We start from the raw sequence: 6946 nt of genomic DNA, 5'->3' as shown, positions 1-6946 counted from the left end.
CGACACGGCCATCATCGCCGCGGCCGAGCCAAGAAGAAGGCTCTTGATTTTCATAATTGACCTCCAGTCAAAGTTCGAAACGGGTCTGGGGTGTTCTACAGGACTGCCTGTCCCATCCCCTAACGCAGAAACAGGCAGACCCGCCCGTTTCCTGATCCGTTCATGACCCAACCCATCTGGCCGCGCAACACGCAATTGGGGTCATGCCGGCCCCGTTGCCGCTGATAGGAATGCGATGTTGCACAAATGACACGATTTTGGTCAGGAACTGTTCATCGACTTTAACAGCCGTTAACAATTCGGAAGCGGGCAGCGGGTCGCTGCGAAGACCGGAAAAAGCCGCAAAAGCCTTGCACACCAAGCGTTGCGACGCGATCTGGTCGCGACACGCCGCGCTTTCAGTAGTCGCGTTCGAAGAACAGGCCGATCGACGAATCGCCGCCCGTCGTGGCGCTGCCGCGGGCGGTCACGGAATCGGTGATGTCCAGATTGATGGATGTCTCGGCCCCGTCGGCGCCGGCCTCCACCTCCAGATAGACATTGTCGGAAAGATAACGGCCGGCGCGCACGGCCACGCCGCCCCCTTCGTCCTGGACGACGTCGAGATCGTCGACGCCGAGCGCGCCGCGCAGCCCGCCGGCCAGATCGGACCCGCCGCCGGCGAGCGAAGCGGCGGCGGCGGCCAGTTGCGCCAGTTGCGCCGGCGACAGGCTGCCAATGTCCTCGCCGAACAGGATGCGGGCCAGAATCTCGTCTTCGGGCAGGGAAGGCGAGGACGAAAGCCGCACGTCGAGGTCCGATGCCGGGCCGATGATGGTGACGAACGCCGTCAGATCGCCATTGGAGGTCTGCGCGGTCATGTTGATGAACGGATCGAGATTGCCGGTCAGCGTCACCGCGCCATTGGTGAAGTCGAGCCGCCGCGCCAGCAGGGACAGCCGTCCGCGGATCAGGTTGAAGGCGCCGACGGGCGCGAGCGCATCGAGCGGGCCGGTCACGCGGACCTGCCCGCCCAGTTCCGCGTCAAGGCCGCGGCCGCGCACGAACATCTGGCTGGGCGCATTGATGCGCACATCGAGCCTGTAGGGCGCCGACGGATCGCCGCCATCGGTGCGGGGCATCACCGAAGCGATCCGCTCCAGCGTCGCGCGCGTGCCGGCATCGGGGTCGATATGGCGCACATCGATCAGGTCGGCGTCGCCCGCAAAGGTCTCCGGCACGGTGATCTCGGCGCGGGCGATATCGACCGTGCCGGCGATCGTCGCCCCGCCGCTCAACGGTCCGGTGATGGAGAGGTCCGCGCCAAGATCGGCGGAAAAGAGTTGGCCGTCGGAATAGCGCGCACCGGCGAGCGCCAGCGTCAGATCGGCCGGCAAACCGGCGCCGAGGCCGACCGTGCCCGACAGCGTCAACCCACCGCCGCCGGCAAGGCTTGCCGATGCGTTGCGGATGACGAGGCGGTCGCCTTCGAGCCCCGCCAGCAGGTTGACGCCGGTCAGATCGATGTTGGCACCCGGATCGGTGATCCGGCCGCCGGAAATCGAGACCAGCCCGGACACGGCCGGCCGTGCCAGCGCACCGCCGATGCGGGCATCGAACCGCGCGGTGCCGGAAAGGCGCGTGCCGCGCCCGGCCAGCACGGCATTGACCAGTTCCAGCGGCGCCGCTCCCGACGCGGTGACGTCAAGGGCGCCGCCCGCCAGCGGCACGGTCCCGGAAGCGTCGATCGCCGCGCCCTGACCGTTGCGCGCCGAAAAGCCTGAAACGGCAATCCTTTGCCCGCCGAAACTCCCCGATGTCGTCACCGAGAACGGCGTGACGCCCGCCTGGCGTATCACGGTCGCCGTCAGGCCCTCGCCACCGATCGCAAACGAAGCCCGCGGATCGCCAGGCGTGCCCGTTACCTCAACGCGCCCGCTCAAGGCGCCCGCCGCGCCCAGCCCGGGCTGGACCGTGTTGGCCAGACCGGCCGGCAGACCGTTGAAGACGAGATCGAGGTCCAGCGCTTCGCCGACCGTCCCGCTCGCGGTCACGCGCCCGCCTTCGATGTCCAGCGAAAGGCTCTCTATCCGCGTCGTGCCGCCGTCGATGACGATGCGGGCCGGTGCGGCAAGCCGCGCGTCGCCATAGCGCGTATCGAGGGACAGCGTCGCAAGGCCGATCCGTGTCACATCGCCCAAAGCGGCATTGCCTTCCGTATCCAGGGCCGTCCCGTCCGCCAGCGCGACGTTGGCCTCGAAGGCGAGCGTCTCGGCACCGTTCAAGGGTCGAACTGTGGCCGTGGCGGACCGGATGACGGTGCCGCCAATGTCGACCGATCGTAGATCGGCTTCGGCCCGGCCCGACACGGTGCCGAAGAGATCGGTGAGCGCCGCATCGAGACTCCCGCTTGCGACCGACACGCCGGCGATTGTCAGCGACCGCACCGCCGCGCTGGCCGTGACATCCTGTTCGCCTTCGCGGGCGGCCAGTTCGATGTCGGCGTCCAGCCCGCCGGAAGCTTCGATGAGCGCAAGCGCGGCAAGGCCCGATACGTCGCTTGCATCGACCGTCAGGCTGCCATTGGCCAGACCATCGCCATAAGAGAGGGTTCCGGCCAGCCGCCCCGCGCCCGCCTCAAGCAGCAGATCGCGCACGGCATAAATCGCGCCGTCACGCGTGACCTGCGCCTGGACCTCGACCGGCTGGCCCGCCAGTTCGCCGCTTCCGTCCAACCGTCCGGCGACGCGATCCCCGATCGCCTCGCCGGCGAAACCGACCCGCATGCCCGACACCGGCTGGCCCGCCAGACGGCCGGCCGGCACCAGAAGCGATGCGGTGACGGCATAGGGCCGTTCGGCATCGTCCTCGGGCGGCGCATCCGATACCGGCGCCGCGGCGCGATCGACCGCGATCTGGATGCCGGCGCTGCCGGACGAGCGCGCATCGACCAGCCCAAGATCGGCAAGCGACAGGGCGCCGCGCAGATCGGCCGTCTCGCTCGCAAGCGTTCCGCTGATTGCCAGCGACAGCTGGTCGTTGGCCGCTTCGAACGCGGAAAAAGAGAGGCCATCGGCCGTCCGGGCAACGCCGCCGCCGAGCGCCAGATCGCCCGCAAGAAGCCGGCCGGCCATGTCGTCGCCCGCCTGCAGGCCGGTCGCACCGCCATCGACGATCATGTCGAAACCGCCGCCGATCAGCGCGACCGTTCCATTGAGCGCCAGTGAGGCCGCGCCGGCCAGATCGCGCCCGGCAAGCGCCGAAAAGGGCGATAGATCGGGCGCATCCAGCACCGATGTGCCGTCGAACGCCCAGCCTTCGACGATACCGGTGCCCTCGACACGCGCCGTGTCGCCGGCAAGCGTCAGGCCGGACAGGGTGAGCGGTTCACCGGCCTGCCATTCACCGCGAACATCGACATTGACCGTGTCGCCAAGCGCCTCGGACAGTGCTGCGTCCGCAGCTTCGAGCGCGCGCGCAGCGCCCGTCAGCGCAAACGAGACCGAGCGGGCGTTCGGATCGGGCAAATCGGCAAGCGTGCCCGAGCCCCCAATGCCGACCGATCCGATCGACAGACCGGGGGTCGCCAGCGCTTCCATGTCCGCTCTGGCGGTCCAGTCGGCGCCGCCATAATCAAGCGTGATGCGGGCGCTGCCGACCGTGACATCGCCCGCGCCGGGCAGCGACACGGGGCCGCCGCCGGGGCGGGCAAGGCGGATATCGGCACCCAACTCTGCGGGGAAAGCATCGGGCAGCAGGCGCCCGGTGACGCGACCGTTCAGTGCGCCGCTTTCGATCGTGACTTCTTCGATGCGGGTGCCGTCGTCATCATCGAGCAAAAGCCGGCCGGCCAAATCCGTGCGGTCGCCGAAGAATTCGCGCTCGCGCGCCGGCAAGATGTCAGCCAGCGGCCCGCCCAGCGAAAAGGTGAGTTCGGTCGCACCCGCCAGAAAGCCGCGGCGCGTCTCGAGCCGGCCTTCGAGGATGCGCGCGCCATCCACATCGAAGCCAAGATCGATGCCGAGTGCATCGAGCGGACCGCCGCCTGCAAGCGTCAGCGCCACGGGCGGGCGCCCCTGAAGGTTCAGCAGATTGGCGACGACACCGTCATCTGGCTCGCTCAGCAAGACCTGCAGATCGAGGTTTTCGCCTTCGAGCGTTGCGTCGAGATCAAGGCTGCCGCCCGGCCCGTCGAGCCGGTCGATGTCCAGATCGGCGGCCAGGTTTCCGCCATCGAGCGAAAGGCTGCCGGCGAGCGAGAGCACCGATTGCAGGCCGAACACGGTCTCGCCAAACGATGCGCGCGGCAGGCTGAGTTCCGCGATCTGGACGGCCACCGGCAATTCGGGCACCGAGAAGCCGCCGGCTTCGGGTTCGGGCAGGCTGTCGTCGGGCAGCGGCGGCCGGACGAAATCGAGCGATGTCGCCGACAATTCGTCGATCACCAGCCGCCCGCGCAACAGCGCCGATCGCTGCCAGACGAGCCGCGGTTCCTCGATGGTCAGCCAGACGCCGTCATCGTCAGAGATGGTGATCCGCTCGAGCCGGACATCGGACGACAGCGACCCCTCGATGCCGATCAGCCTGATCTGCATGTTCGGCGCCGATATCTGTTCCTCGACGAAGCGGATGAAGCCGGAGCGTTCGGCTTCCTCATTGTCCTGCGCCAGGGCGCCCGTCAGCGTCACGCCGAGCAGCGCGACGAGAAGAATGGCGATGCGGGACAGATACGTCATGTCAGAATGCCTGCCCGATGCCGGCATAGATGGCGAACCGGCCATCGCCCGGACGCGGATTGAGCGGCGTCGCGGCATCGAGCCTGAGCGGGCCGAGCCCGGTCTTGTAGCGCAGGCCGATACCGGCGCCGGCGCGCGGCGCCCGGTCGAAGGCGGGCAGCGAGTCGGTGCCGACCATCGCCGCGTCGATGAAACCGACCACCGAGATCGTGTCGGTAACCCCCTGCCGGATTTCCGCCGATGCCTCGATCAGCGACTTGCCGCCTGTGGTCGTGCTGTCCGCGCCGCCGATCGAGCGATAGGCGAAGCCGCGCACCGATGTGCCGCCGCCGGCAAAATAAAGCCTGTCGGGCGGCAGCAAGGCCGGCGCGGGACCGATGATCGATCCGGCCGTGACGCGGCCGGCCAGCACCGTGCGGCCACCGTCACCCAGCGCCTGATAGGCGCGGACCTCGCCATCGAACTGAACCGCCGGATTGCCGAACTCCCATTCGTAGAAAGGCGTCGCCGATGCCGAGGCGAAAAAGCCGGCGGTCGAATCGAGCGGATCGTTGCGCGCATCATATTCAAGCCCGGCGCTGCCGCCGACGAGGCCGAGCCGCCTCGTGCCCATCGCATCCTCGAACTCGGCATAATCGACGAACAGGCTGCCCGACCAGGTCAGCCGGTTGGACTGGTAGTGAACGACGCCGACCGACGTTTCGGCGCCGGTTCGGGTATAGCTGTCCAACACCTCGCGATCGGCGAGCGCGCTGAGCGTGATGTCGGTATCGGGCGTGAAGCGGCCGGGCAGGCCGAGCGTCGCGCCGAGCCGATAGTCGTAATTGCCGGCATTGAAACTGCCGTCGACGCCGGAGACGCCGCCCTCGATGCGCAAACGCTCGGCGCGGCCCCACAGATTGCGGTGTAGCCAGAAGGCTTCGGCGCCGAACCCGTCGAGCGTCGAATAGGTCGCGCCGGCGCCGATGCGGCGCAGCTTGCGTTCCTCGACGGTCACCGCGACGGGCAGCGTGCCGTCCTCCTCCACCTTTTCGGCAGGGTTGACGGTGGCCGCGTTGAAGACACCGAGCCGCCGCAGACGCTCGCGGGCCCGCTCCACGTCGTCGGGATCGTACTCGTCGCCGGGCAGAAGGCCGGTCTGCCGCGCAACGAAGGAGGGGATCATCCGGTCGGTTCCCTCGACGGTGACCGCGCCATAGCTGGCGCGCGGCCCCGGATCGACAACAAGACGGACCCGTAGCGTCCGGTTCGGGTGGTTGGCGACGGCCTCGCGCTCGGCGATGCGCGCTGTGGCATGGCCCTGCTGGCGCCAGCCCTCGACCGCCAATTGTCCGGCCTGGCGCACCGCACCGGCGCGCGCCGGGCTGCCAGTGGCGAATCCGGCTGTCGACGGCGCATCGACGCGATCGCGCGGATCGTCGGAGCGCGGCGGCAGATTGTCGATGGCAAGCGCAGCGAACGTGTAGACCGGACCTGGGCGGACCGAGACGGTGAACACTGCTCCGTCGGCGAAATCGTGGCCCGCCGGCAGGTCGGCCACTTCCCGTCCGTCGGCGCGGATGGAGATCGTGCCGCCATAGCGGGCCTCGTCGTAGAGCGCGGCCTGGATGCGCCGATAGTCGGCGCGTGCGCGCGACAAAAGCCCGGCGGAACCGGCGGCCGGCGCGTTTCGGCCGCCCCACAGCGCCGAGCCGGCCTTGACGGCGGCTTCCACGTCGGCGTCCGCACCCTCGACCGTGAGCGTCACGTCATAGGGTTTGGGATCGATCAGGTCGGGCGCCTCGACCGCGTTGCGGCAGTCGCCGAACAGACAAAGGCCGAACAGTTCAAGGGCACGGGCCTGGGGGACGTGGACGGTCAACGTCAGGGCGAGCGCAACCGACAGCGCGCCGGCGCGGTGCGCAGTTCCTTTCGCAGACAGTCGACCCGACCCGTTACGCAACACCTCGTGCGCGGCCCCTTTGCTCTTCATGCGGCGCCGCATCGAGCCCGCATCGCCACAGGCGGCGTATCCCCCGCGCCGCTCACCCCGCGTACCTAGCGCGGAACATCGCCAAGCACCAGAAAACATGGCCGGAAACAAGGCAGGCCGCTCGGGTCGACGGCCCTTGGTTAACCACGCGTGAAGACGGGCTTCCCGGACCGGCGCGGTTTTCGTGGTTGACTGGAGGTCAATTATGAAAATCAAGAGCCTTCTTCTTGGCTCGGCCGCGGCGATGATGGCCGTGTCG

At 68.5% G+C, this 6946-nt stretch carries 2 protein-coding genes; both read right to left on the bottom strand.

The window, feature by feature from the left end:
• Positions 1-398: 398 nt before the first annotated feature.
• On the bottom strand, positions 399-4715 hold the full coding sequence (locus DEM25_RS17500) for a translocation/assembly module TamB domain-containing protein (protein WP_120222802.1): 4317 nt from the start codon (positions 4713-4715) through the stop codon (positions 399-401).
• Position 4716: 1 nt separating this feature from the next.
• Positions 4717-6687, bottom strand: coding sequence for an autotransporter assembly complex protein TamA (locus tag DEM25_RS17495; protein WP_109769505.1), 1971 nt, complete (start codon positions 6685-6687; stop codon positions 4717-4719).
• Between the last annotated feature and the right edge of the window lie 259 nt (positions 6688-6946).

This window comes from Oceaniradius stylonematis (assembly GCF_003149475.2).
GTDB classification, from domain to species: Bacteria; Pseudomonadota; Alphaproteobacteria; order Rhizobiales; family Rhizobiaceae; genus Roseitalea; species Roseitalea stylonematis.
The sequence above is the reverse complement of the archived record's forward strand: the minus strand, read 5'-3'. Positions and strand labels throughout refer to the sequence as shown.